At 66.9% G+C, this 25,542-nt stretch carries 19 protein-coding genes, 1 pseudogene and 1 riboswitch; of the genes and pseudogenes, 9 read left to right on the top strand and 11 right to left on the bottom strand.

The annotated features are described in order from the left end of the window. Window position 1 precedes the first annotated feature (1 nt). The 5 genes from fba to tkt all read right to left on the bottom strand — a co-directional run bounded on the left by fba (window position 2) and on the right by tkt (window position 6,952). Complete coding sequence (gene fba / locus F620_RS0103510) at window positions 2-1,066, bottom strand: class II fructose-bisphosphate aldolase (RefSeq protein ID WP_019569472.1); 1,065 nt, start codon at window positions 1,064-1,066, stop codon at window positions 2-4. A gap of 62 nt (window positions 1,067-1,128) precedes the next feature. Beyond that, window positions 1,129-2,559 carry a pyruvate kinase gene (pyk, locus tag F620_RS0103505; RefSeq protein WP_019569471.1) on the bottom strand — a complete coding sequence of 477 codons (1,431 nt, stop codon included), beginning with the start codon at window positions 2,557-2,559 and terminating at the stop codon, window positions 1,129-1,131. 42 nt (window positions 2,560-2,601) lie between these two features. Then, window positions 2,602-3,780 carry a phosphoglycerate kinase gene (locus F620_RS0103500; RefSeq protein WP_019569470.1) on the bottom strand — a complete coding sequence of 393 codons (1,179 nt, stop codon included), beginning with the start codon at window positions 3,778-3,780 and terminating at the stop codon, window positions 2,602-2,604. A 131-nt stretch (window positions 3,781-3,911) separates the two neighbouring features. Continuing rightward, window positions 3,912-4,910 (bottom strand): type I glyceraldehyde-3-phosphate dehydrogenase, encoded by a 999-nt coding sequence (gene gap / locus F620_RS0103495; protein ID WP_019022692.1) that lies wholly within the window; start codon window positions 4,908-4,910, stop codon window positions 3,912-3,914. A 41-nt stretch (window positions 4,911-4,951) separates the two neighbouring features. After that, entirely contained in the window at window positions 4,952-6,952 is a 2,001-nt protein-coding gene (gene tkt / locus F620_RS0103490; RefSeq protein WP_018869697.1) for a transketolase, read from the bottom strand. A gap of 340 nt (window positions 6,953-7,292) precedes the next feature. On the opposite strand from tkt, the gene metK reads away from it, so the two are divergent. The 4 genes from metK (at window position 7,293) to F620_RS0103470 (ending at window position 11,734) form a co-directional block, all read left to right on the top strand. Beyond that, complete coding sequence (metK, locus tag F620_RS0103485) at window positions 7,293-8,462, top strand: methionine adenosyltransferase (RefSeq protein ID WP_019022690.1); 1,170 nt, start codon at window positions 7,293-7,295, stop codon at window positions 8,460-8,462. Between the two features lie 30 nt (window positions 8,463-8,492). Then, window positions 8,493-8,571, top strand: a riboswitch (S-adenosyl-L-homocysteine riboswitch). 19 nt (window positions 8,572-8,590) lie between these two features. Further along, entirely contained in the window at window positions 8,591-10,003 is a 1,413-nt protein-coding gene (gene ahcY / locus F620_RS0103480) for an adenosylhomocysteinase (RefSeq protein ID WP_019569469.1), read from the top strand. 94 nt (window positions 10,004-10,097) lie between these two features. Then, complete coding sequence (metF, locus tag F620_RS0103475) at window positions 10,098-10,952, top strand: methylenetetrahydrofolate reductase [NAD(P)H] (RefSeq protein ID WP_019569468.1); 855 nt, start codon at window positions 10,098-10,100, stop codon at window positions 10,950-10,952. 2 nt (window positions 10,953-10,954) lie between these two features. Then, a complete protein-coding gene (locus F620_RS0103470) occupies window positions 10,955-11,734 on the top strand; it encodes a 16S rRNA (uracil(1498)-N(3))-methyltransferase (RefSeq protein WP_019569467.1) in 780 nt (259 codons plus the stop codon). Window positions 11,735-11,743: 9 nt separating this feature from the next. On the opposite strand, the gene F620_RS0103465 is transcribed toward F620_RS0103470, so the two are convergent. The 6 genes and pseudogenes from F620_RS0103465 to F620_RS0103440 all read right to left on the bottom strand — a co-directional run bounded on the left by F620_RS0103465 (window position 11,744) and on the right by F620_RS0103440 (window position 21,550). Then, entirely contained in the window at window positions 11,744-12,277 is a 534-nt protein-coding gene (locus F620_RS0103465) for a hypothetical protein (RefSeq protein ID WP_019569466.1), read from the bottom strand. 28 nt (window positions 12,278-12,305) lie between these two features. Next, complete coding sequence (locus F620_RS0103460) at window positions 12,306-18,050, bottom strand: Hpt domain-containing protein (RefSeq protein WP_019569465.1); 5,745 nt, start codon at window positions 18,048-18,050, stop codon at window positions 12,306-12,308. A 60-nt stretch (window positions 18,051-18,110) separates the two neighbouring features. Further along, window positions 18,111-20,084 (bottom strand): annotated as a pseudogene (locus F620_RS0103455) (methyl-accepting chemotaxis protein); the annotation flags it as partial. Window positions 20,085-20,138: 54 nt separating this feature from the next. After that, entirely contained in the window at window positions 20,139-20,717 is a 579-nt protein-coding gene (locus F620_RS0103450; protein WP_019569463.1) for a chemotaxis protein CheW, read from the bottom strand. Then, window positions 20,714-21,079, bottom strand: coding sequence for a PleD family two-component system response regulator (locus F620_RS0103445; protein WP_018869688.1), 366 nt, complete (start codon window positions 21,077-21,079; stop codon window positions 20,714-20,716). Before F620_RS0103445 ends, F620_RS0103450 begins: the two co-directional genes overlap by 4 nt. A 48-nt stretch (window positions 21,080-21,127) precedes the next feature. Then, a complete protein-coding gene (locus tag F620_RS0103440; protein WP_026279473.1) occupies window positions 21,128-21,550 on the bottom strand; it encodes a PleD family two-component system response regulator in 423 nt (140 codons plus the stop codon). 129 nt (window positions 21,551-21,679) lie between these two features. On the opposite strand from F620_RS0103440, the gene gshB reads away from it, so the two are divergent. The 5 genes from gshB to F620_RS0103415 are packed head-to-tail and all read left to right on the top strand — an operon-like array spanning window position 21,680 to window position 25,541. Continuing rightward, the gene (gene gshB / locus F620_RS0103435) at window positions 21,680-22,627 is read left to right on the top strand and encodes a glutathione synthase (RefSeq protein WP_019569462.1); all 948 of its coding nucleotides are present in this window, start codon (window positions 21,680-21,682) and stop codon (window positions 22,625-22,627) included. Then, window positions 22,624-23,685, top strand: a complete 1,062-nt coding sequence (locus F620_RS0103430) for an FAD:protein FMN transferase (protein ID WP_019569461.1) — start codon at window positions 22,624-22,626, stop codon at window positions 23,683-23,685. Before gshB ends, F620_RS0103430 begins: the two co-directional genes overlap by 4 nt. Next, a complete protein-coding gene (locus F620_RS0103425) occupies window positions 23,682-24,062 on the top strand; it encodes a NusG domain II-containing protein (RefSeq protein WP_019569460.1) in 381 nt (126 codons plus the stop codon). Before F620_RS0103430 ends, F620_RS0103425 begins: the two co-directional genes overlap by 4 nt. A gap of 2 nt (window positions 24,063-24,064) precedes the next feature. Next, window positions 24,065-24,613 carry a Gx transporter family protein gene (locus tag F620_RS0103420; RefSeq protein WP_018869683.1) on the top strand — a complete coding sequence of 183 codons (549 nt, stop codon included), beginning with the start codon at window positions 24,065-24,067 and terminating at the stop codon, window positions 24,611-24,613. Continuing rightward, window positions 24,588-25,541 (top strand): energy transducer TonB, encoded by a 954-nt coding sequence (locus tag F620_RS0103415; protein WP_026331294.1) that lies wholly within the window; start codon window positions 24,588-24,590, stop codon window positions 25,539-25,541. Before F620_RS0103420 ends, F620_RS0103415 begins: the two co-directional genes overlap by 26 nt. Window position 25,542: the final 1 nt, after the last annotated feature.

The raw sequence follows: 25,542 nt of genomic DNA, 5'->3' as shown, positions 1-25,542 counted from the left end.
ATCAGTTGACCTTCGGATCCAGCTCGCCGTTGTTGTAGCGGGCAACCATGTCGTCCAGCGACATCGGCTTGATCTTGGACGCCATCCCGGCGCAGCCGAAGGCTTCGAAGCGCTGCTTGCAGACGTCCTTCATGCCGGCGGTCGAGGCCTTCAGGAACTTGCGCGGGTCGAATTCCTTCGGGTTCTCGGCCAGGAACTTGCGCACCGCGCCGGTGGAGGCCATGCGCAGGTCGGTGTCGATGTTGACCTTGCGCACACCGTGCTTGATGCCTTCCTGGATCTCCTTGACCGGCACGCCATAGGTCTCGCCCATGTCACCGCCGTACTGGTTGATGATCTTCAGCCATTCTTCCGGCACCGAGGAGGAGCCGTGCATCACCAGGTGGGTGTCCGGGATCCGGGCATGGATCTCCTTGATGCGCTCGATCGCCAGGATGTCACCGGTCGGCGGACGGGTGAACTTGTAGGCGCCGTGCGAGGTGCCGATGGCGATGGCCAGGGCGTCGCACTTGGTCTTCTTGACGAAGTCGGCGGCCTCGTCCGGGTCGGTCAGCAGCTGGTCGTGGGACAGCGTGCCTTCCGCACCGGAGCCGTCTTCCTCACCGGCCTGACCGGTTTCCAGGGAGCCCAGGCAGCCCAGTTCGCCTTCCACGGACACACCGCAGGAGTGAGCCATCTCGGAGACCTTGGCGGTCACGTCGACGTTGTAGTCGTAGGTCGACGGGGTCTTCATGTCGGGCATCAGGGAGCCGTCCATCATCACCGAGGTGAAGCCCGACTGGATGGAACGCAGGCACACCGCCGGCTCGGCGCCGTGGTCCTGGTGCAGCGCGATCGGGATGTCCGGATACTGCTCGGCAGCCGCCTCGATCATGCGGCGCAGGAAGGGCTCACCGGCGTACTTCCGCGCACCGGCGGACGCCTGGATGATCACGGGGGAGTCCACTTCCTTCGCGGCCTCCATGATCGAATGGATCTGTTCCATGTTGTTGGCGTTGTAGGCCGGCATGCCGTAGCCATGCTCGGCGGCATGGTCCAGCAGCTGGCGAAGCGAGATCAGTGCCATGGTTCCTCCTTACGGGATTCGCACTTCAGGTTGGGAACTGGACGTCCGGGTGACGGTCGCCGTCAGGCGACTTCGCCGGCCCGGACGATTTTCATTGCGTTGGTGCCGCCATGGGCACCCTGCAGGTCGCCCTTGGTGATTATGACCAGCTGGCCATCCTGCACGACCCCCTCGGCCTGGAGCAAGTTGACCGCTTCGCGGTTCAGGCTCTCGTGGCTCTCCGGCAGGGAGTCAACATACACCGGGTAGACACCGCGGTACAGGCTCATGCGCCGACTGGTGTCCATGCGCCGGGTCAGCGCGTAAATCGGGATCCCGGAACTGATCCGCGACATCCACAGGGCGGTGGCGCCGGACTCCGTGAGCGCCGCGATCGCCTGCACGTCCAGATGGTTGGCCGTGTACATGGTGGCCATCGCGATCGCCTCGTCCACCCGACCAAAGGTCGAGTCCATGCGGTGGTCCGACTGCCGCGCGGCACGCTGGCGCTCCGCGGCTTCGCAGATCCGGTCCATGCTGGAGACCACCCGTCCGGGATAGCGTCCGGTTGCGGTCTCGCCGGACAGCATCACCGCGTCGGTGCCATCCAGCACCGCGTTGGCCACGTCGAAGACCTCCGCCCGCGTGGGGATCGGATTCTGAATCATGGTCTCCATCATCTGGGTCGCGGTGATGACCAGCCGGTTGAGGGCGCGCGCCCGCGAGATCAGGGTCTTCTGCACCCCGGGCAGTTCGGCGTCGCCGATCTCCACCCCGAGATCCCCGCGCGCGATCATGATCACCTCGGTCGCCGAGATGATCTCGTCGATCACGTCCAGGGCCTCGGAACGCTCGATCTTGGCGCAGATCCCGGCCTCCCAGCCGGCCTCCTTCAGGAGGCCGCGGGCCAGGTGGATGTCCTGCGCCGAGCGCGGAAACGACACCGCCAGGTAGTCCACCTCCAGTTCAGCCGCCAGGCGGATGTCCTCGCGATCCTTGTCGGTGATCGCCGGGGCGGACAGGCCACCCCCCTGGCGATTGATGCCCTTGTTGTTGGACAGCTCGCCGCCGACCACGACCTCGGTTTCGACCCGGCTCGCCGCGACCGCGGTCACCTTGAGCACGATGCGGCCGTCATCCAGCAGCAGGATGTCATCCGGGCGTACGTCCTTCGGCAGGTCGGTGTAGGTCAGGCCGACCTGGGTGGCGTCACCGTCGTCACGGCCCAGGTCCGCGTCCAGCGCGAACGGTGCGCCTTCTTCCAGGTGCACCTTGCCATTGGCGAAGCGTTCGATGCGGATCTTGGGCCCCTGAAGATCGCCCAGGACGCCGACCACGCGATGGGCACGCTCGGCGGCCGCGCGCAGTCGCTGCACGCGGGCACGGTGGTCATCCGGATCCCCGTGCGAGAAGTTGACGCGCACGACATCGACGCCGGCCTGGATGATGGCATCCATGGCTTCGTCACTGTCGGTCGCGGGGCCAAGGGTGGCTACGATCTTGGTGCGTCTCACGCGAGGCTCTCCGATGTTGGATGACGTGGCGTTCAAGGCCGTTCAGCCCTTCGCCCGCTCCTCGAGCATCGCCACGGCCGGCAGCGTCTTGCCTTCCAGGAACTCGAGGAAGGCGCCGCCGCCGGTGGAGATGTAGCTGATGCGCTCGGAGAGATCGTATTTGTCGATCGCCGCCAGGGTGTCGCCACCGCCGGCAATGGAGAAGGCATCGCTTTCCGCGATCGCCTCGCCCAGGGCCTTCGTGCCGGCCGCAAACTGGTCGAACTCGAACACGCCCACCGGGCCGTTCCAGACGATGGTGCCGGCATTGCGCAGGGCTTCCGCGTAGGTGGAGGCGGTCTCCGGACCCACGTCGAAGATCATGTCGTCGGCGCCGATCGCGTCCACCGACTTGGTCTCCGCCGCCGTGCTGTCGGAAAACTCCTTGCCCACGGTGACGTCGGTCGGCACCGGGATCTCGCCGCCCTTGGCGCGCGCGGCTTCCATCAGTCGCTTCGATTCGTCGACCAGGTCGGCCTCGTACAGCGAGTTGCCGACATCATGACCCTGGGCCGCGATGAAGGTGTTGGCGATGCCGCCCCCCACGATCAGCTGGTCCACGACCTTGGACAGGGACTCCAGCACGGTCAGCTTGGTCGAGACCTTGGAGCCGCCGACGATCGCGACCAGCGGGCGCTTCGGGTTGTCCAGCGCCTTGCTCAGGGCTTCCAGTTCGCGGGCCAGCAGCGGACCGGCGCAGGCCTGCGGCGCGAACTTGCCGGCCCCGTGGGTGGAGGCCTGGGCGCGGTGAGCAGTACCGAAGGCGTCCATCACGTAGACGTCGCACAGCGCGGCGTACTTCTTCGCCAGCGCCTCGTCATCCTTCTTCTCGCCCTTGTTGAAACGGACGTTTTCGAGCATCACCACCTCGCCGGGCTGGATCTCCACCCCGTCGAGATAATCCCGCACCAGACGCACTTCGCGGCCGAGCAGCTGCCCCATGTGCTCGGCGACCGGGGCCAGGGAATCCTCCTCGGAGAATTCGCCCTCGGTGGGCCGACCCAGATGCGACATCAGCATCACGCCGGCGCCGCCTTCCAGGGCCTTCTGCACGGTCTCGAGACTCGCGCGGATACGCGCATCGGACGTGACCTTGCCGTCCTTGACGGGGACGTTCAGGTCCTGGCGCACGAGCACGCGGCGACCCTGCAGATCGAGATCGGTCATCTTGGTGACGGACATGGAATACCTCGCGAAAAAGGTTGGAACGAAAAAAGCCTTCGGTGCAGCCTCCCCTACGGGGAAGCTGCGCCCAAGACTCTGGCGGGACGCCGCCGGGAGCGGCACGCGCCCCGGCGGACTCCCCGCAGGTCTTATTGGGCGACGTGCTCCACCATGCGGAGCATGTTGCAGGTGTAGCCGTACTCGTTGTCGTACCAGGCCACGACCTTCACGAACGTCGAGTCCAGCTGGATGCCGGCGCCGGCATCGAACACCGACGGGGCGGTGTAGCCGCGGAAGTCGGTGGAGACCACCAGGTCCTCGGTGTAGCCCAGAACGCCCTTCAGCTCGCCCTCGGAGGCCTTCTTCATGGCCTCGCACACGGCCTTGTAGTCGGCCTCGCCATTGAGTTCGGCGGTCAGGTCGACCACCGACACGTCGGAGGTGGGCACACGGAAGGCCATGCCGGTCAGCTTGCCGTTCAGCTCGGTCAGCACCTTGCCCACGGCCTTGGCGGCACCGGTGGAGGACGGGATGATGTTCTCCAGGATGCCGCGGCCGCCGCGCCAGTCCTTCATGGACGGGCCGTCCACGGTCTTCTGCGTGGCGGTGGCGGCGTGCACGGTGGTCATCAGGCCGCGCTTGATGCCCCAGTTGTCGTGCAGGACCTTGGCCACCGGCGCCAGGGCGTTGGTGGTGCAGGAAGCGGCGGAAACCATGTTCTGGCCGCTGTAGTCGCCGTGGTTCACGCCGTAGACGAACATCGGGGTGTCGTCCTTGGACGGGGCGGACATCACGACCTTCTTGGCGCCGGCGTCCAGATGCTTCTGCGCGGTCTCGCCGGTCAGGAACAGGCCGGTGGACTCGATCACCACGTCGGCGCCGATGTCGCCCCACTTCAGGGCGGCGGGATCCTTCTCCGCGGTCAGGCGGATGCGGTTGCCGTTCACGACCAGGTCATTGCCCTCGACGCTGATGTCGCCTTCGAAGCGGCCGTGGACCGAATCGTAGCGCAGCATGTAGGCCAGGTATTCCGGATCCAGCAGGTCATTGATGCCGACCACCTGCAGGTTGGGGAAGTCCTGGGCGATGGCGCGGAAGGCCATGCGGCCGATGCGGCCGAAACCGTTGATACCAACCTTGATAGCCATGGGAGTCTCCTCTTTCAGCTCTTATTGAAAATCGTCGGGGCTCAGCCGTTCAGCACGTCGCGGGCGATCTGCGCGACATTCTCCGGCTTGAAGCCGAAGTAATCGAACAGCGCACCGCCCGGGGCGGATTCGCCGAAGCAGTCCATGCCGAACACCGCGCCGTCCATGCCGGTGAACTTGTACCAGCCCGCGGTGGCGCCGGCTTCCACGGCCACGCGCTTGCGCACGGCGGACGGCAGCACGGATTCGCGGTAGGCCGGATCCTGCTGTTCGAACAGTTCCACGCAGGGCATGGACACGACGCGCGCCTTCTTGCCCTCGCCGGCCAGCGTCTCGGCCGCCTGCACCGCCAGCTCGACCTCGGAACCGGTCGCAATGAAGATCAGATCCGGGGTGCCGTCGCAGTCCTTCAGCACGTAGCCACCGCGCGCGATGTTGGCGAGCTGCTCGCCGTCGCGCTCCATGTGCGGCATGCCCTGGCGCGACAGGATGAACGCGGACGGCCCGTCGGTGCGCTCGACACCGGCCTTCCAGGCCACCGCGGTCTCGACCGCGTCACAGGGGCGCCACACGTTCAGGTTGGGGATCAGGCGCAGGCTCGGGGTCTGTTCGATCGGCTGGTGGGTCGGGCCGTCCTCGCCAAGGCCGATGGAATCGTGCGTCAGCACGTACATCACGCGCTGCTTCATCAGCGCGGACATGCGGATGCCGTTACGCGCATAGTCCGAGAAGATCAGGAAGGTGCCGCCGTACGGGATGAACCCGCCGTGCAGCGCAATGCCGTTCATGATCGCGGCCATGCCGAACTCGCGCACGCCGTAGTACACGTAGTTGCCGGCGGCGTCTTCCTTCGAAACGGGCTTCGAGCCGCTGTACATGGTCAGGTTGGAGCCCGCGAGGTCGGCGGAGCCGCCCAGCAGTTCCGGCAGCGCCGGGGCATAGCCACCGATGGTCGCCTGCGACGCCTTGCGCGTGGCGGTCTTCTCGGCCTTCTCGACGGTTTCCTTGATGAAAGCCGTGGCCTTCTCGGTCCAGTCGGAGGGCAGGTCGCCGGCCATGCGGCGTTCGAATTCGGCGGCCAGTTCGGGGTGCGCCTTGCGATACGCCTCGAAGCGTTCCTTCCATTCGGCCTCGGCCTTCGCGCCCTTGTCCTTCGCATCCCAGCCGGCGTAGATGTCGTTCGGGATCTCGAACGGGGCGTGGTTCCAGCCCAGCTCCTTGCGGGTCAGCGCGACTTCGTCATCGCCCAGGGCAGCGCCGTGGCACTCTTCCTTGCCGGACTTGTTCGGGGAACCAAAGCCGATCACGGTGCGGCAGCAGACCAGGGTCGGCTTGCCGGTTTCCTTGCGGGCCTGCTCGATCGCGGCCTTGACCGCATCGGCGTCATGGCCGTCCACGTCGCGCACCACGTGCCAGCCATAGGCCTCGAAGCGGGACGGGGTGTCGTCGGTGAACCAGCCTTCGACCTCGCCGTCGATGGAGATGCCGTTGTCATCCCAGAACGCGACCAGCTTGCCCAGGCCCAGGGTTCCGGCCAGCGCGCAGGCCTCGTGCGAGACGCCTTCCATCAGGCAGCCGTCACCGAGGAACACATAGGTGTTGTGATCGACGATCTCGTGGCCCGGACGGTTGAAGTGGGAGGCCATGACCTTCTCGGCCAGCGCCATGCCCACGGCGTTGGACACGCCCTGACCCAGCGGGCCGGTGGTGGTCTCGACGCCTGCGGTATAGCCGTATTCGGGATGCCCCGGGGTCTGCGAGTGGAGCTGGCGGAACTGCTTGATCTCGTCCATCGGCAGGTCGTAGCCGGTGAGGTGCAGCAGCGAGTACACCAGCATCGAACCGTGGCCGTTGGACATCACGAAACGGTCGCGGTCGGCCCAGTCCGGGTTCGCCGGGTTGTGCTGCATGTAGTCGTTCCACAGCACCTCGGCGATGTCCGCCATCCCCATCGGGGCCCCCGGGTGACCGGAATTGGCCTTCTGGACCGCGTCCATCGAAAGGGCGCGGATGGCATTGGCAAGCTCTCTACGGGTGGGCATGCGGGTCTCCTGCTCAAGTGATGAAAGATTCTGGCCGGGGCGGGAACCGGTCTCGCGGCTCCGGCGCTGCAGCATCAAGGCGCGCCGGGCGGACCGGACAACGGGCGGGCAAGGCCGCACAACCCCAGTGACGGCGGAGCATTTTGGCCACTTTCAACCAGCGGGGCAAGTCGCGTCCCGACGCGCCGCAGCGGGCGCGCCGGCGCGGATCGCCGACACCCCCGCAGCCGGGGCTCGTGGGTTCCGCCGACAGGGGGGCTTAGAAATTCCCGGCGAGTCGCGTTACACTAGCGGTCGTTTTGCGCAAAACTAAATCGAAACGACAGAAAAGGAACGCTTAATGTCCAACTATATCTTCACCTCGGAATCGGTCTCTGCGGGTCACCCCGACAAGATGGCCGACCTGGTCTCCGACACCATCGTCGACGCCATCATCGAGCAGGACCCGCACGCCCGCATCGCGTGTGAAACCGCCACCAAGACCGGCATGGTCATGCTGCTGGGCGAGATCACCACCGGCGCGCAGATCGATTACGAGCGCCTGGTGCGCGAGACCGTCTGCGAGATCGGCTACGACGATTCCCACAAGGGCTTCGACGGCAACACCTGCGCCGTGCTGAACGTGCTGGGCGAGCAGTCCCAGGACATCGCCATGGGCGTGGACCGCGACGTCTCCGACCGCGCCACCCAGGGCGCCGGTGACCAGGGCCTGATGTTCGGCTACGCCGCGCGCGAAACCGATACCCTGATGCCCGCCCCGATCTTCTACGCCCACAAGATGGTGCGCATCCAGTCCGAGCTGATGAAGAGCGGCAAGCTGCCGTGGCTGCGCCCGGACGCCAAGAGCCAGGTCTCCCTGCGCTATGAAGACGGCAAGCCGGCCGGTCTGGACGCGGTCGTGCTGTCCACCCAGCACAGCCCGGAGATTTCCCAGAAGGACCTGCAGGAAGCCATCTATGAAGAGGTCTTCAAGAAGGTCCTGCCGGCCGAATGGCTGAACCAGGTCTCCAATGACCAGATCCACATCAACCCGACCGGCAAGTTCGAGATCGGCGGCCCGGTGGGCGACGCCGGCCTGACCGGTCGCAAGATCATCGTCGACACCTACGGCGGCATGGCGCGCCACGGTGGCGGTGCGTTCTCCGGCAAGGACCCGTCCAAGGTGGACCGTTCCGCCGCCTACGCCGGCCGCTATGTGGCCAAGAACGTCGTCGCCGCCGGCCTGGCCGACAAGTGCGAGATCCAGGTCTCCTACGCCATCGGCGTGGCCGACCCGACCTCGATCACCATCGACACCTTTGGCACCGGCAAGATCGACGACCGTCGCATCGAGACGCTGGTCCGTGACATCTTCGATCTGCGCCCGTGGGGCCTGATCCAGATGATGGATCTGCTGCGTCCGATGTACAAGGCGACCGCCGCCTACGGCCACTTCGGCCGCGAAGACGTCGACCTCCCCTGGGAGCGCACCGACAAGGCCGAGGAACTCAAGAAGGCCGCCGGACTCTAAGAGTCCATATTTCGTAAGCGAAACACCCATCCGGCTGAGGAGCGCTGCAGCGGTTCCACCGTCAGGCTCAGCCGGATGTTCCCCTGAAGTAACACGGCGCTCATCCAGACCAACGGAGAAGTAACACCATGAATGCTGTGATGGATGCCAAGAAAACCGGCGACTACGTCGTCAAGGACATCAACCAGGCCGAGTTCGGCCGCAAGGAAATCGCGATCGCCGAGACCGAAATGCCCGGTCTGATCCAGACTCGCGAAGAGTACGCGGCCTCCCAGCCGCTGAAGGGCGCCAAGATCGCCGGCTCCCTGCACATGACCATCCAGACCGCCGTGCTGATCCAGACCCTGGAAGCGCTGGGTGCCGAGGTCCGCTGGGCCTCCTGCAACATCTACTCCACGCAGGACCACGCTGCCGCGGCCATCGCCGACAACGGCACGCCGGTCTTCGCCGTGAAGGGTGAGACCCTGGAAGAGTACTGGGACTACTGCCACCGCATCTTCGAATTCGACGGCGGTGCCAACATGATCCTGGACGACGGTGGCGACGCGACCCTGCTGCTGCACCTGGGCGCCCGTGCCGAGAAGGATCCGTCCGTGCTGGAGAACCCCGAGCACGAAGAAGAAGTGGCCCTGTTCGCCAAGATCAAGGAACGCCTGGCCGAACAGCCGACCTGGTACTCGGACATGCTGTCCAAGATCCACGGCGTGACCGAAGAGACCACCACCGGCGTGCATCGTCTGTACCAGATGGCGAAGAACGGCGAGCTGGCCTTCCCCGCCATCAACGTCAACGACTCGGTCACCAAGTCCAAGTTCGACAACCTGTACGGCTGCCGCGAGTCCACCGTGGACTCCATCAAGCGCGCCACCGACGTGATGATCGCGGGCAAGATCTCCGTGGTCGCCGGCTACGGTGACGTCGGCAAGGGTGCCGCCCAGTCGCTGCGTGGCCTCGGCTCCACCGTGTGGATCACCGAGATCGACCCGATCTGCGCCCTGCAGGCCGCGATGGAAGGCTTCCGCGTCGTGACCATGGACGAAGCCGCCGACAAGGCCGACATCTTCATCACCGCCACGGGCAACAAGGACGTGATCACCGAAGATCACATGACCCGGATGAAGGACCAGGCCATCGTCTGCAACATCGGCCACTTCGACTCCGAGATCGACGTTGCCTCGATGCGCAAGTACGAGTGGGACAACATTAAGCCGCAGGTTGACCACATCATCCTGCCGAACGGCAACCGCATCCTGATGCTGGCCGAAGGCCGTCTGGTGAACCTGGGCTGCGGCACGGGCCACCCGTCCTTCGTGATGTCCAACTCGTTCACCAACCAGACGCTGGCGCAGATCGAGCTCTGGAACAAGGGCTCGGAGTACGACAAGAACGTCTACATCCTGCCGAAGCACCTGGACGAAAAGGTCGCGAACCTGCACCTGAAGAAGCTGGGCGCGAACCTGACGCGCCTGACCGACGACCAGGCGCAGTACCTGGGTCTGTCGGTGGATGGCCCGTTCAAGCCGGAACACTACCGCTACTGATCGGCCAGCCTCACATTAGTCAACTGACTGTGTGACAGCCCGGGCGGGCCGCATACTCGTGCGGTCCGCCTTCTTTTTGTCTGGAGGACAAGCAATGAGCAATCAGGAACGCGTCTTCAGCGTTGAATTCTTCCCGCCCAAGGACGAAGCCGGCGCCGAACGCCTGGCCAAGGCCCGCAAGCGTCTGGGCGCCCTGAAGCCGGAGTTCTACTCCGTGACCTTCGGTGCCGGCGGTTCGACCCGTGACCGTACCCTCGAGACGGTCAAGGACATCATCCGGAACGACGGTATCCCGGCGGCCCCGCACGTCTCCTGCATTTCGTCCACGAAGGACGAACTGCGCGACCTGCTGAGCACCTACCGGGACATTGGCGTGGACCGCATCGTGGCGCTGCGTGGCGACCTGCCGTCCGGCACCAAGCATTCCGGCGGTGATTTCCGCTATGCGTCGGAACTGGTCGAATTCGTACGCGCCGAGTTCGGCGACCAGTTCAAGCTGGAAGTGGCAGCCTATCCGGAATTCCATCCGCAGGCCCCCAGCGCCGAGAAGGATCTGGAAAACTTCAAGACCAAGGTGGACGCCGGCGCCAATACCGCGATCACCCAGTACTTCTACAACGTCGACGCCTATGTCGCGTTCATGGAGCGGGTCGAGGCGATGGGCATCACGATCCCGATCATCCCGGGAATCATGCCGATCACCAACTACACCCAGATCATGCGCTTCTCCGAGATGTGCGGTGCGGAAATCCCGCGCTACATCCGCAAGCGCATGGAGGCCTACGGGGACGACAAGGACTCCATCCGCAAATTCGGTATCGAGGTGGCCACCCGTCTGACCGACGAGCTGCTGGAGAAAGGCGCCCCGGGCATCCATTTCTACTCCATGAACCAGGCCGGTCCCACGGAGCAGATCTGGAAGGACCTGGACCTCGACAACCGTCGCTGACCATGCGCTGCCCCCGTCTGCTGATCGAGAATGCCGATCTCGCGGCGGGGCTGCGTCTGCCGGCACCGGAGGATCGGCTGCATTACGCCACCCGGGTTCTCCGGCTGAAAGACGGCGCCGCGTGCCGGGTATTCGACGGTCGCGGCAATGAATTCGACGCCCGCCTGGAGACCACCGGTCGCCGGGCGGGCGTTTTTCATCTGGCAGAGCGCGCCGCCGAACCTACCACCCCGCGCTTTCCGATCACCCTTTGGCAGGGCATCGCCCGCGGCGATCACATGGACCTCGCCCTGCAGAAGGCAGTGGAACTGGGCGTGTCACGGATCCGGCCCGTCTTGTGCGAACGCAGTCGTTCGGCCGGCGGGCACAAGGGCCTGGACCGGCGCCAGAGTCACTGGCGGGGGGTCATTGCGGCGGCCGCGGAGCAGTGCGGCCGCAACGAGTTGCCGGTGCTGGAAGCGGTCGGCGAGCCCGACGAGATACGGCCCGGCGCCCCCCCCGAACCCGAGGGTGGCGACCTGGCCCTGCTGGCCGACGAGGCCGGTGTGCCGCTCTCCCGGGCCGTTGCGTCAAACGAGGCCTCCGGGCCCGACAGCGCCAGCCTCCTGGTGGGCCCGGAAGGGGGGCTGACGGATGCGGAGCGCACCCTCGCGCGGGACAGTGGTTTCCTTCCGGTCCGCACCGGGCCACGCACCCTGCGCACCGAAACCGCGGCCATGGCGATGCTGACTCTGGTTCAGTGGCGCTTCGGCGATCTCGAGCCGCCGGACGCGGGCGGCTGACGCGGCCGTTCAGCCCGCAGGCGTATCCGCTGGGGTCGCTGAACCGGCCGCCCGCTCTCGCGCGCCACCCTGTGGCAACTCCCGCAGACGGGCTTCGATCGTATCCAGCCGCAACAGGTGCGTGGTCACACCCGATGCCTTTACCCGCCATGACCACGGCGTGGTCTCCACCCCTTCCAGGGCGAAGATGTTCTGCGGCGTGATGCGCACCGGGTGCGGTGTCCCCCGCACCTCCAGGGCATAATACGGCAGGGTGTCCGGTTCATCGGCACCCTGCAGGACCAGCAGTCGCGTGAATCTGCGATGGTCCTCCCCGGTGTCACGCGCCGGGTCCAGCAGGTGATTGACGTTGATCACCGGGATCTGCAGCTCGTTCCAGGTCAGGGGGGCCGCCAGCCACGGCAGTTCGGCCGACAGTTCGTCCTCCTGAAGGCTGGAACCGGGTCGCGTGGTGACCTCCAGGAGCGCACTGCGCGGCAGCAGGATCGAGCCTGCTTCCAGCTGGACGATCACCGCCTCGACGCGATCTTCGCTTTCGCTCATCGTACTCCTCCGCGACCGGTGACCCGGGTCATGCCGGGGCCCCTTCCAGCTGATGCTCGATCTCGTTGAGCAGGTCGTTTTCGAGGTAAGGCTTCCCGAGATAGCCGTTCACGCCCAGACGCATGGCCCGCTCGCGGTGCTTCGAGCCACTGCGCGAGGTGATCATGATGATCGGTACGTCGCGGAACTCGGGATGTTCGCGCACATGAGCGGCGAACTCGAAACCGTCCATCCGCGGCATCTCCACGTCCAGCAGGATCAGGTGCGGCCGGCGCTCGTCCAGCAGGGTCACCGCGTCCAGACCATCGCGCGCGGTCACCACCTCGAAGCCGCGGCGGGTCAGCAGACGGGCCGTCACCTTGCGGATGGTGATCGAGTCATCGACCACCATGATGCGCGTCGTGCTGCTTTCGGGCTCGACGGCCTCGGCCTCGGCACCGGGTGCCACGGTTGCGAAGCGCATCAGCATGCTCAAATCCAGGATCAACATCACCGACCCGTCGCCCTGCAGCGTGGCCCCGGCCACGCCCGGAATCCGGCTGAGGACCGGCCCGACCGACTTGACCACCACCTCCTGACTGCCCGCCAGACCATCCACACGCAGCGCGACCTTCTGCTCGTCCGCACGGACCAGCAGCAACGGGAACGGCTCGTCCGGGAGCGGGTGGACCCCGGCCTGGGTCTCGATACCGAGGATCTCGCCCAGGGAATGCAGGGCGTATTCCTGTCCCACATAGCTGTAGGTCGGCGCCCGCCCCGCTTCGTCGATCTCCTCGCGCCGCGCCCGTACGACGCCCTCGACCGAGGCCATCGGTACGGCAAAGGTTTCCTCTCCGACCTGCACCAGCAACGAATGGCTGATTGCCAGCGTAAACGGGAGCCGCAGGGTGAAGCGCGACCCGGAACCCGGGATGGAATCGATGTCCAGCGTTCCACCGAGCTGTTTGACCTCGGCATTGACCACATCCATGCCCACACCACGCCCGGCCACATGGTTCACCGATGCGGCGGTCGAGAACCCGGACTGCAGGATCAGCTGCAGTGCCTGATTGTCGCTCAGTTCGGCGTCCGGCGTGATGACTCCGCGGTCGATGGCCTTCGCCCGTACCACTTCCGCATCGATTCCGCCGCCATCGTCGGCGACTTCCATGCGAATCTCGCTGCCGGCCTGCTCCAGGGTCACCGTGATGTGACCTTCCCGCGGCTTGCCCCGCTCTTCCCGCTCGTCGGGCGTCTCGATGCCGTGCGCGACGGCATTGCGCAACAGGTGTTCCAGCGGCGCCACCAGCCGTTCCAGCAGGGCACGGTCGAGCTCGGAATCCTGGCCCACGAAATCCACCCGGACCTCGCGCTGCATGTCGTCGGCTGCCGCGCGCACCACACGCCGCAGGCGTGGCGCCATGCGAGCGAACCGGACCATGCGCTGTCGCATCAGCTGGTCCTGCAGCTCGGTACCCACGCGTTTTTCCTGCAACAGCACGCCGCCGGCGGTCCGGAGCTCGTCATCCACCTCCTGCTTGAGGCTGTCGAGGTCACTCACACTCTCCGCCAGCGCGCGCGAGAGCTGCTGGATCCCGGAGTAGCGGTCCATCTCCAGCGGATCGAAATCCACCTGCTCCTCGCCGGTTTCCTGCTCCACCCGGAACAGCACCTGCGCTTCGGTTTCGATCTCGAGCTTGCGCAGCTGTTCGCGCACCCGCGTGATGGTCCGGTCCAGTTCCTCGATCTGATTCTCGACCCGTCCGACCGTTTGCTCGAAACGCCGATGGAACGTCGCCAGTTCGCCGGCATTGTTCACCAGGCTGTCGAGGACCTCCGCGTCCATCCGCACCTGGTCCTGCAGCTTGCGGCTGGCGGGCTCCGCCTCATTCGCCGGGGCGGCGGTGTCATCCGCCGTCACCTCGTCGGCGTCGCGTTCGCCGGTGGCTTCGTCAGCCTCCTCCGGCTCCTCCGCTCCCTCCTCGACGCTCCAGTGCCTCAGCCCCGACAGCTCCCGGCTTTGGCTCTCGTCCGTCTGCCATGGCCCGACGCCGCGTTCGACCAGACCCTGAACTTCCACCAGGGCCTTCTCCGCCGCGTCGAAAAACGACGGACGGGGGTCCTGGCCCGCTTCGGTCTCGATCCCCAGGGTGGTTTCCAGAGCGTGGGCAATCGCGCCCACCACCGTGAAGCCCGCCATCCGGGCGCTTCCCTTCAGGGTGTGCACCTCGCGCTGGAAGGCTTCCTGGTCAGGACCGGGGCGGCCGCCGGCCTCGCGCCAGGCCGCCAGGGTATGGAACGCCTGCTCGAGAATGTCATGGGCCTCCTCGATGAAGACCTCGCCGAACTCCGGATCAATCTCGTCTTCCGCCGGGTGGGAGGCCGCATCGACGGGCTCCGGCTCCGGCTCTGGCTCCGGCTCTGGCTCCGGCTCCGGCTCCGGCTCTGGCTCCGGCTCTGGCTCCGGCTCTGGCTCCGGCTCTGGCTCCGGCTCCGGTTCGAGCTCGGTCTCCGGTTTGAGGTCGCCCGTAACCTCGGCGAGCGCCTCGGCTTCCAGCCCCCCGGAGGTTCGGTTCCAGCGATCCTGGGCGTCTGCGAACAGGTCCTCGACCTCGTTAACCCATTCCGGTGGCGTCTCCAGCCGGGCCACCGGAGGTGGCACCGGCGATTCGACCACCGCACCGAGGTGGTCGGCCACTCGACGCAGCAACTCGATGGCCTGCGGGCCCAGCGGCTCCTCCATCTCGCGGTGAAGATGTACCAGGTTTTCGAACGGACGACAGACCGAATGCGCGGTCGAGACGCCCGCGGTTCGCGCGCTGCCGTGCAGGGTATGCAGGGCACGCTCCAGCCCGTAACTCGGCGGACGCGGCGGGCCGGCTTCGGCTTCCTCGAGCCACGACCGAACCGTGTCCAGATGGCTGCGGGCCTCGGCCGAGAAGACCTCCCACAACTGCGGGTCGATCACCGGCTCCTCCGCCGGTGTTTCGTCCTCGACCGGCAGGGCGTCGAGCACATGACCTTCTTCCCGGTCCGTCGCCGGCCAGTCCTCGGCAAAGCTTGGCGCCGGCGCGGCTTCGCCCTCCGGGACGGGAGACTCGAGCTCGATCACCGAGTCAAGCTCGGGCTCGGGCTCGGGCTCGGGCTCGGGCTCGGGCTCGGGCTCGGGCTCGGGCTCGGGCTCGGGCTCGGGCTCGGGCTCGGGCTCGGCGGGAGCATCCAGGGCATCCATGCTGCGCGCCAGGGCCGCGAGATCGTCCTCGGCGCCGGCCGCAGGAGCCGCCGGGGCCGGCTCTGCGTCCGTGATTGCCTCGGCGGACTCGCCGGCGGCCAGGGCATCCAGACGCAGGACGATGTCGAGAATCGGCGTTTCCGGTCCCTTCTGGTCACGTACCTCCGCCACCAGCCCCGGAAGCACCGACACCGCATCGCCCACGGCGGAGAGCGTGTCTCCATCCGCCTGATCGGTGCCTTCGAGCAGCCGGTTGAGGAAGGATTCCACCACCCAGGCGAACTCGCCGAGCCGCAACGCTCCCGCGAGGCGGCCGGAGCCCTTCAGCGTGTGGAAGGAACGACGCACGATGGAAAGCGTATCCATGTCGCCCGGTGCCGAACGCCAGATCGGGTACTGCTCGTCCAGGCTCTGGATTTCTTCCTCGGCCTCCTCCAGGAAGATATCGAGGATCTCCGCATCTGCGTCCGGCCCGAGGACCTGCTCCTGGAGGACCGCCTCGTCGAACGTCAGACCACCGGGACGTTCCGCGAGCGAGGCACCGACCGGCGCTTCGTCCTGCGCGGCAGGGATCTCGAGAGCGGGCTCGGGCTCAGGTTCAGGCTCAGGTTCAGGCTCAGGCTCAGGCTCAGGCTCAGGCTCACCGGCAGGTTCCTCGCGCGCCCCCTCTTCAGCCAGCTCGGGACCGGACGAGGCTTCGGCATCCGCTGCCGACGACGAAGCCGGCGTGATGTCCTCTTCCGAAAGTTCGAGATCCGGTACGGCATCCCGTTCGGCCGGCTCCGCCGCGCTGTCCGACGCCTCCGGAACATCGAGATCCGGGATCGGAACCGGCTCTCCGTCAGCCGACTCCGGCCGTTCGAGCTCGGCCGGTTCCTCCATTGGGGATTCCGGAGCCGGCGCAGCGTCCTCGGATGCCCCCAGGCGCAGCAGGGCACTGCGACCGCGTTCATGCACACTGTCGAGTTCGCGCCAGGGCTGCCCGGAGGATTCCAGCGCAACCTCGATCGAGCTGAGCACCTCCGCCAGTGCATCCACTGCATCGGGTGCCAGATCCGCCGCGGTCATCCCCTCGCGGTCATCGAGGAAACGCAGCAGGGGATCGATCAGGGAATGCAGGCTGCGGAAGCCCCCCATGGAAAGCGCGCCCCGCGTGCGATGCAGGGCGTCACGCGCCTCGTCGAGGCTGCTGGCATGGGCATCGCCCGACAGAAAGCCCATGAGGTTTTCCCGGACCCGACGAACCTCCACCAGCGATTCGCGGTACAGCGCCTCCGCCAGCTTCCGGTCGTAGGCCGCCTCACCACTCGCGGTCTCGCGTTCGCCTTCCAGGCCGGATTCAACGATGGACTCCAGCGCGAGCAGATGCTGGGCCAGCTCCATCTCCAGACGTTCGTCGTGGTGCGCCAGACGCGTGGGTTCCAGACATTCGTCCAGGGCCCGGGTGTGGTGTTCCCCCTGTTCCAGCCCGAGCATGCGCATGGTGGCGCCGATCCGGCGAACCTGTTCGCGCAACGGTTCGAGATCGCCCGCCTCGCGGGTCGCGGAACGAATCAGCACGTCCAGGCGTTCGCGGACCTCTCCAAGATCATCCTCCAGAGCCGCCCGCAGCTTGTCGAAGACTTCGCGCCCCAGACCGCTGGATGCGCTCTCGTCCCGGGCATTCAGGTCATCGAGGTGAAAGACCTCGCGCACCGCGCGCGTCTGTTCGGTATTCGCCTCGGCCCTTGCCACGTGGAACAGGAGGGTCTTGATGATGTCGACGGGGGCTTCGTAATCGAGGTCGTCGGCCTGGCCGCCCTCGCGCAGCTGATTGGACAGTGCATTGAGGTAGCGGCCCAGTTCGCGATCGACACGCCCCACGAGACGCCGGATGTCGTTGTTGAGCTCGACCCCGCCGCGCGCCAGACCCTCGAGCAGGGCGCCGGCCACCCAGAAAAGACGCCGGAAATCACCGGCCGGGACCGCCCGCACCACCTCGCGCGAGACCTCGTGCAGCCGCTCCGCGGCCGCCGCGGCGTCCACGCCCTTCACCAGCCCCAGCAGATCCCGCTGAAAACTGCGCCGGGCCTGCTGCAGGGTCCGCAGGCGCTCGGCCGGCGACAGTCCCTCTTCCGGCTCGCCCATGCGCGAATCATCGACGTCGTCGAAGTCGGGCATCAGTTCGGCGACGTCCATGAGCATGCTCGCTCCGCGGACGCTGCGGAGTTCGTTGAGCAGCGGGAGCAGCACCATCGGAGACGGCAGATCGGCGGCATCGCCGTGTTCGAGATAGTCGGGGAGCTGCAGCGCGGCGCGCAACAGTGCCTCGGTGGTCGCGGCCGATGCGGACTCGCCGCTGCGCAGATGCTCCAGCACCGCGAGCATCTCGTCGCACACCTTCACGACGCTTTCGACCTGCACCATCACGAGCGTGCCGCGAATCTGGCGCACTCGTTCGTAGGCCCGGTCCAGCGAATCCACGCTGGTCGGGTCGTCGGAGTATTGGCGCAGGGCTTCCTGGACCTCGCCGAACAGCGCGTCCAGCTCGTCCCGAACCCAGTTCAGTGCACTGGCAACCATTGCGTGGCCCGGCCGTTATCCCTGCGTTCCTGAACGACCCGTGTCGTCCTGGTCCGAAGCCGGCAGCTTGAAGTCCGCGACCGAAGACTGCAGTTGCTGCGACAGCTGGGCCAGGTCGTCGATGGAGGCCGCCGTGGTATGCGTGCTTTCGGTGGTTTCGGTGGTGATCTCGCGGATCTGCGCCATGATGGACGTCACGTTCTTCGCCATTTCGGCCTGCTGATGGGCCGAAGAAGAAATGCCGTCGATCAGGCCGGCGAGGTCGTTGGAAACCTGCTCGATCTCGGACAGCGCCTCGCCCGCCGCCTGGGCCATCTCGGCCCCGGAGACCACGTTGGCGGTACTCTGTTCCATCGAACTGACGGCCTCGCTGGTATCCGCCTGGATCGCCTTGACCAGCCCTTCGATCTGGCGTGTCGCGCTACTCGAGCGTTCCGCCAGGCGCTGGACTTCGTCGGCCACAACGGCGAACCCGCGCCCGGCCTCGCCGGCCGCCGAGGCCTGGATCGCCGCGTTCAGCGCCAGGACGTTGGTCTGTTCGGCGATGTCGTTGATCAGGCCGATGATATCGCCGATCTCCTGCGAAGATTCGCCGAGACGCTTGATCCGTTTTGCCGTCTCCTGAATCTGTTCGCGGATCGAATCCATGCCCTCGATGGAGCGGCGCACGGTGGCGGCCCCGCGCGAGGCGATCTCCACGGAGTTTCGCGCCACCCCCGCGGACTGCCCCGCGTCCGAGGCCACCTTGTCGACCGACTGCGCCATCTCGTCGATCGCGTCGTTCGCCTGCTGGATCTCCCGGGTCTGCTGCTCGGCCTTCTCGGCCAGCCCCAGCACCTGGGCGCGGCTGTTCGCGGCCGAGTCATTGATATCGTCCGCCACACTATTGATGGTGGCGACCAGCGTACGCAGGTTCTCGATCGCGAAGTTCATCGAGTCCGCGATCGCGCCGGTGAAGTCCTCGGTCACCGTCGCATTCACGGTGAGGTCCCCGTCGGCCAGGTTCATCATTTCGTCGAGCAGACGCAGGATGGCCTGCTGGTTACGCTCGTTCTGCGCCTCGGTTTCCGCCAGTTCGCGACGGGTGTCGCGATACAGGAACAGGCCCAGCGCAAGCAGGAACACCAGTGACAGGAGACCGAAGGCGAAACCGGCCAGGGCAATGAAGCCGGCCTGGTCCGCCCTTTCCGTCAGGGCGGTCTCCAGATCACCCGTTACCTCCAGCATGTCACTGGAGCCGGCTTCCACGTCCGCCGCCGCGGCATTCACCTCGAACACGCGGGAAGACGTTTCGAGCACGCCTTCGACCGCCTCGCTGAAGGCGATGAACAGGGTTCCGGTCTCGTTGAGCATGGCCTGGGTTTCGGCATCATCCACGGCCTCGATGCCCAGCGGCGCGAAGCCTTCGATCAGCCCGTCCAGCACCCGCCCGAACAGGGTGGCGTCCCGTTCAAAACGTTCGATCGCGGTCGCGGCACGGGCACCGCCCTGCAGCACCTCGTTCAGACTGTTGCCGATCCGCTGGATCAGCATGGTCTGGCGCGCGGCCACGTAGATCTGGTCGGGATCCTCACCAATCTCCGACATGCGCCGCACCACGCTGTCGGACAGCCGGGCCAGCTCGGGGGAGAACTCGTTCACGGCTTCGGAGAATTCGGTGACTTCCTCGATGGCATCACGCCCATGGAGGATCGTGTTCACGTTGTCGCGATAACCGCTCCACTCGCCCTGAACCTGTTCCAGGTCGGCTTGCAGGTCGTCCGGCAGCGGCCCCAGGCCTTCGCGACCGTCGCGCAGTTCCTCGAGGTTGCGGTCGAACGCATCGCGGAGTTCGCCGATCTGTTCGAAGGCACGCTCGGAACCGGCTGCGGCCTCCAGCGAGCCGGTGGCCAGCCGCTGGGACAGCAGACGCATGTCGTTCGCCAGCGCGATCCGGTCGCGGTACTGGCTCTGCTCGTATTCATGCAGGGTGAACGCGACGCCCGTCCCGATCAGAGAGACTACCAGCAGCCCCCCGAGCAGCAGGTTGCGCATACGACGACTCAATCCCATAAAGCGTTGACTCCCTGTGACAGTGATGCCGCCCCGTCAGGAGGCGACCGCCTGCTGTTGGCCTTCGGCCGGTTCCGCCGTCTCGAGCCCCGCGAACCGCCCGGTATCGTTCAGTAGCCGATTGAGATCCAGCACGGGGTGGAGCCGGTGGCCCAGATCGAATCCCCCCGTAACAAACGGACGTGCCGCCTCGGGCACGTCCACTTCCAGGCGCCGCTGATGCGGGGCACAGTTACGCATGCCCTCTACCCGACTCACCAGCAGCCCGGCCATGCCCTGCCCCTGCGGGGCCACCACGATGCGCTGGCGCGAGCTGTCACCGGCGAGGGGTTCGCCCAGCAGCAGCCGCCCCAGGTCGAACACCGGCAGCACCAGGCCGCGCAGATTGCCGACCCCCAGCACCATGGGATCGGCCAGCGGGACATGGGTCAGGGACATGGGATCGGTCACTTCCGAGATCGCCTCCATGTCCACCAGGAAGCGAAACTCGCCCACGGCCAGGAGCACGCCGCGCCAGCCGGATGAAGAATCGCGCTGGTACTCCCGGTTTACTCGCCGGCTCTCGCGATCCAGGCTCGCGAGCAGCGCAAACGGCGTGGAAGTATCGACCTTCATGCCGACAGATATTTCTCGATCGTCTGCAGCAGGGTGTCCTCGGTGACCGGCTTGGTGATGTAGTCCCGCGCCCCCTGGCGCATGGCCCAGACGCGGTCGGTCGCCTGGTCCTTGGTGCTGACCACTACCACGGGGACATTGGCGGTCTCTTCCTGCCTGGAGAGCTCGCGCGTGGCCTGAAATCCGTTCAGACCGGGCATCACGACGTCCATCAGGACCAGGTCGGGCACCTGGGCCCGCGCGGTCTCGACACCTTCCTCCCCGCTGGCCGCCGTGGATACCGAATACCCGTTCTTCTCGAGCATCGTGCGCAGGACGTGGATCTCGGTGGGGGAGTCGTCAATGATCAGGATACGGGCCATGGCGTTCTTCTTTCCTGGGTTGGTGCACGCGATTCACTCGCGATGGATTCATTCCGGGGTGCCCTGGTGCGCATACTTGCGCATGGCATCCAGGAGGTCGTCCCGCGTGAAGGGCTTGGTGAGATAGTCCTCCGACCCCACGACACGCCCCTTGGCCTTGTCGAACACGCTGTCCTTGCTGGACAGCATGATGACGGGGGTCTCCCTGAACTGCTTGTTGTTCTTGATCAGGGCGCAGGTCTGATACCCGTCCAGACGGGGCATCATGACGTCGATGAAGATGATGTCGGGGCGGGAATCGGCCACCCTCGAGAGGGCCTCGAAGCCGTCCACCGCGGTTTCCACCGCGGCACCGTGCTTCTGCAGCAAGGATTCGGCGGTGCGCCGGATCGTCTTGCTGTCGTCGATCACCATGACCTTCACTCCCTGAAACTCGGTGGCCGAGTCGGCTTCCGCTGGCGCGTCAGACACCTTACCCCCCCTAAGGCTATATGCAGGCTCGAATCTAACGAAGTCCCGCGGGATACACAAACATCGAGCGGTAATATTGCTCCGCGTGGCATACTCGACTGACACGGATCACGAAAAAGGCCCGTTATCGTGCCCCACAACATCGCCATCATCATGGACCCCGTCACGGGGATCAAGCCGGCCAAGGACACGACCTTCGCCATGATGCTCGCCGCCCGGGCCCGGGGTCACGCCGTGCACTATCTCGAAATGAACGATCTGTGGGTGGAAGACGGCCGCGCCATGGGACGCAGCCGTCCGATCGAGGTTCGGGACCGGGCCGAAGCGTTCCACGAACTGGGGACGGAAACCACCGGCCCGCTGGATCGCTTCGAGGTCATCCTGATGCGCAAGGATCCACCGGCGGATGCCGAATACCTGTACGCCACCTACACGCTCGAGCTCGCGGAACATGCGGGAGTATGTGTATCGAACCGGCCACAGGGGCTGCGCGACATCAATGAGAAGGCGTTCACGGCGCTGTTTCCGGACTGCACCCCGCCGACGCTGATCACCCGTGACCGCGCCCGCATCCGCGCATTCCTCGAGCAGCACGGCGATATCGTGGTCAAGCCGATGGACGGCATGGGCGGGAGTTCGATCTTTCGCATCCGCGAGGGCGACCCGAACACTTCGGTGATCCTCGAGACCATGACGGCCTTCGACCGGCGCACGATCATCGCACAGCGCTTTCTGCCGGAGTTCACGGCCGGTGACAAGCGCATCATCATGATCCATGGCGAACCCTTCGGACACGCCCTGGCCCGCATCCCGGCACCCGGTGAATCGCGCGCCAACCTGGCGGCCGGAGGCCGGGGCGAAGCCGTGCCACTGACCGCGCGCGACCGCGAGATCTGCGAGCGCGTCGGGCCGGAGCTGCGGCGGCGCGGCATCCACTTCGCCGGACTGGACGTCATCGGGGAATCCCTGACCGAAATCAACGTCACCTCCCCGACCGGCTTGCGCGAGCTGGACGCGGCCTGCGATGCGGACCTCGCCGGCCGCTACATCGATTTCGTGACGGGGGAAACTGCATGAATCCGCGCCGTACCTTGCTTCTCCCTGTCCTCGCAGCACTGACCGCGATGCTGCTGGTGGCCTGCGAACGCACGCCGGAAACCGAGCAACTGCAGTTCCGGGCCTTCGGCACCCTGGTCGAGGTCGCGGTCGCCCCGGCCGGGGAATATGACCTCGCCGGGATCGAACGCGAGCTGCAGGCGGAGCTCGACATCCTGCATGCCTCCTGGCACGCCTGGGAAGAAGGTTCGCTCGGACGCACCAACCAGCTGCTGCCGCTGCAACGCGAATTCAGCGCCCCGCCCTCGGTGCTGCCCCTGATCGAGCAGGGCCGCGCGGTGGAAGAAGCCACCGACGGCCTGTTCAACCCGGCGCTGGGACAGCTGATCGCGGCCTGGGGCTTCCATCAGGACGAGCCCGCCGGCCCGCCCCCGGATGCCGACACGCTCGCCGAGCTGCTGGAGGACCCGCCGTCGATGGGGGACATCGAACGCAACGGGGTCCGCCTGACCGGGCACCACCCGGACCTGCAGCTGGACTTCGGCGGACTGGCCAAGGGCGCGGCCGTGGAGCGCGCGCGTGATCTGCTGGCCGACCTGGGCGTGGAGGCGGCCATCGTCAACGCCGGCGGCGACCTGATGACGCTGGGCCGGCCCGCCGGCCGCGACTGGCGCATCGGTATCCGCCACCCGGACGGGGGCACCCTCGGCGGCATCGAACTGGGCGGAGGCGAGGGCCTGTTCACCTCCGGGGACTATGAGCGCGGTTACGAACACGAGGGCGAACGCATCCACCACGTGATCGACCCGCGCACCGGCCGACCGACCGAGGGCGTGCGCTCCGCGACCGTGCTGCATGGGGACGGCGGCCTGGCCGATGCGGCGGCCACCACCCTCATGATCGCCGGCCCCGAACACTGGCCGGAATACGCCGCCCGGCTCGGGATTGACCACGCCCTGGTGGTGCTCGCGGACGGTCGCATCGAGGCCACGCCGGCGATGGCCGCGCGCGTCGAGATCGGGGAGCCCCACCCCGAGCCGGAGGTCCGCGAACAGCCGGAGGCCGGCTCCACACCGTGAGGATTCCGGACCTGCGCTGGGGGGACGCGGTCATCGCCGCAACCGGGGCCGGACTGGTCGTGACCGCCTTCATCCTCGCCTGGAACCCCGACGCGGGGACCGAGGCCCGGAGCCTGGTCATCACCCAGGCCGGCGAGCCCGCGCGCCGGGAGCCCCTGGAAGGCCCGCGCGAACTGCGCCTGCAAGGCCCCGCCGGGACTACCCGCGTGGAGATCGAAACCGGGCGCGCGCGCTGTGCGGAATCCCCCGGCACGCAGAACATCTGCGAGGGGGCCGGCTGGCTCTCCACCCACGGTGACATGGCCATCAGCCTGCCCAACCGCCTGACCCTCCGAGTGGAGGGCGCCGACCCCGCCTGGGACAGCATCCACTACTGACCGTGGACGTCGACCGCCCCGCCTCCCGCCGCGATCGCCAGATCGCTGCCCTCGCCGCCATCGCCATCGGAATCCAGATCCTGGAAGCCGCGATCCCCGGTCCCGTCCCGGGCATCAAGCCGGGGCTGGCCAATATCGTGACCCTCGTCACACTGCTCACCCTCGGCTGGCGCGCCGCGGTCGCCGTCACCCTGCTGCGGGTGGTCGGCAGCAGCCTGCTGCTGGGCACCCTCCTGAGCCCCGCCTTCTGGCTCTCGCTGACCGGCGCCCTGGCCGCTCTCGCTGCGCTGGCCCTGCTGGCGCCGTTCGCCCCGCGACATGTCGGCGCCACGGGGCTGGCCATCGCGGCCGCCATGGCGCATGTCACCGGGCAGTTCCTGCTCGCCTGGCTGGTGATCATCCCGCACCCGGGCCTGCCCCTGCTTCTGCCACCCCTGTGGCTGGCCGCGCTGATCGCCGGCGCCGCCACCGGTATACTGACCGCCCACGTACTTTCCGATCCCCGGATCCAGCGCCATATCCGCCATGCCCGCCCCCCAGGACCAGCCTGAGCGCCCGGTGCCGACGTCCCCGTCGGAACACGCCGCCGCACGTCCCAACCATCTCGCCACGATGGTCTTCCTGGCGGTGCTGGCCCACGGGCTCGTGATCCTGGGCATCGGCTTCACCGTGGACCTGCCCGACCCCAGCCCGCGCGAGCCGCTGGACGTTACCCGGGTTGCGGACCCCGAGGCCGCCGCGCCACCCCCCGAGGAAGTCGAGCGCATCGCCGAAATCGATCAGGAGGCGAGCGCCGAAGACCCCGAGGACCAGGAAGCCACCGCCCCCGAGGCCGCAGACGAAGGCACCGGCGAACCCGGCCCCGAAGGCGTGGAGGCGCCGCTGCCGGAACCCGGTCCGCTGGTGGCGCAACCGTCGCCCCCCGAACCCGAACCGCAGCCGGAGAGGCCCGAAGCCGAGGAATCGCCGGAACCGGCCCCGCCCGAGGTCGCCGAACCGGAACCGATCGAGACCCCCGAGGCCGAGCCGCGCCCGGATGCCGCCACCCTGATGAACCGCGGACTGGAGAGCGCCCGCGCGGCCCCGGCGGAGGAACGCCAGAGCTTCGCCGCACGCGGCCAGCGCACCCGCTATCTCGACAGCCTGTCGGCGCGCAGCGCACCGGAGGCGGCCTATCTCCAGGCCTGGATCGACAAGGTCGAACGCGTCGGCAACCTCAACTACCCGGACGAGGCCCGGCGTCAGGGGCTTTCCGGCAGCCTGGTCCTGTCGGTCCGCCTGAACCCGGAAGGCGAGCTCATGGACGTCCAGGTCGCGCGCAGCTCCGGCGAACCCGTGCTCGACGAGGCCGCCATCCGCATCGTGGAACTGGGCGCCCCCTACGCCCCGTTCACCGAGGCCATGCGCGAGGAATACGACGAACTGGTCATCACCCGTACCTGGGCCTTCCGCCGCGACGAAGTCCGGCAGGTGCGCTGAT

It is taken from the genome of Thioalkalivibrio sp. ALE11, from assembly GCF_000381205.1.
Taxonomy (GTDB): Bacteria; Pseudomonadota; Gammaproteobacteria; order Ectothiorhodospirales; family Ectothiorhodospiraceae; genus Thioalkalivibrio.
Note: the sequence above shows the minus strand (reverse complement) of the source record. Positions and strands in the feature narration are given on the sequence as shown.

Coding starts and splice junctions, on each gene's coding strand:
- fba (WP_019569472.1), bottom strand. CDS start 1,066: ATGGCACTGATCTCGCTTCGCCAGCTGCTGGACCATGCCGCCGAGCAT.
- F620_RS0103500 (WP_019569470.1), bottom strand. CDS start 3,780: ATGTCCGTCACCAAGATGACCGATCTCGATCTGCAGGGTCGCCGCGTG.
- gap (WP_019022692.1), bottom strand. CDS start 4,910: ATGGCTATCAAGGTTGGTATCAACGGTTTCGGCCGCATCGGCCGCATG.
- tkt (WP_018869697.1), bottom strand. CDS start 6,952: ATGCCCACCCGTAGAGAGCTTGCCAATGCCATCCGCGCCCTTTCGATG.
- metK (WP_019022690.1), top strand. CDS start 7,293: ATGTCCAACTATATCTTCACCTCGGAATCGGTCTCTGCGGGTCACCCC.
- ahcY (WP_019569469.1), top strand. CDS start 8,591: ATGAATGCTGTGATGGATGCCAAGAAAACCGGCGACTACGTCGTCAAG.
- metF (WP_019569468.1), top strand. CDS start 10,098: ATGAGCAATCAGGAACGCGTCTTCAGCGTTGAATTCTTCCCGCCCAAG.
- F620_RS0103470 (WP_019569467.1), top strand. CDS start 10,955: ATGCGCTGCCCCCGTCTGCTGATCGAGAATGCCGATCTCGCGGCGGGG.
- F620_RS0103465 (WP_019569466.1), bottom strand. CDS start 12,277: ATGAGCGAAAGCGAAGATCGCGTCGAGGCGGTGATCGTCCAGCTGGAA.
- F620_RS0103460 (WP_019569465.1), bottom strand. CDS start 18,050: ATGGTTGCCAGTGCACTGAACTGGGTTCGGGACGAGCTGGACGCGCTG.
- F620_RS0103450 (WP_019569463.1), bottom strand. CDS start 20,717: ATGAAGGTCGATACTTCCACGCCGTTTGCGCTGCTCGCGAGCCTGGAT.
- F620_RS0103445 (WP_018869688.1), bottom strand. CDS start 21,079: ATGGCCCGTATCCTGATCATTGACGACTCCCCCACCGAGATCCACGTC.
- F620_RS0103430 (WP_019569461.1), top strand. CDS start 22,624: ATGAATCCGCGCCGTACCTTGCTTCTCCCTGTCCTCGCAGCACTGACC.
- F620_RS0103415 (WP_026331294.1), top strand. CDS start 24,588: ATGCCCGCCCCCCAGGACCAGCCTGAGCGCCCGGTGCCGACGTCCCCG.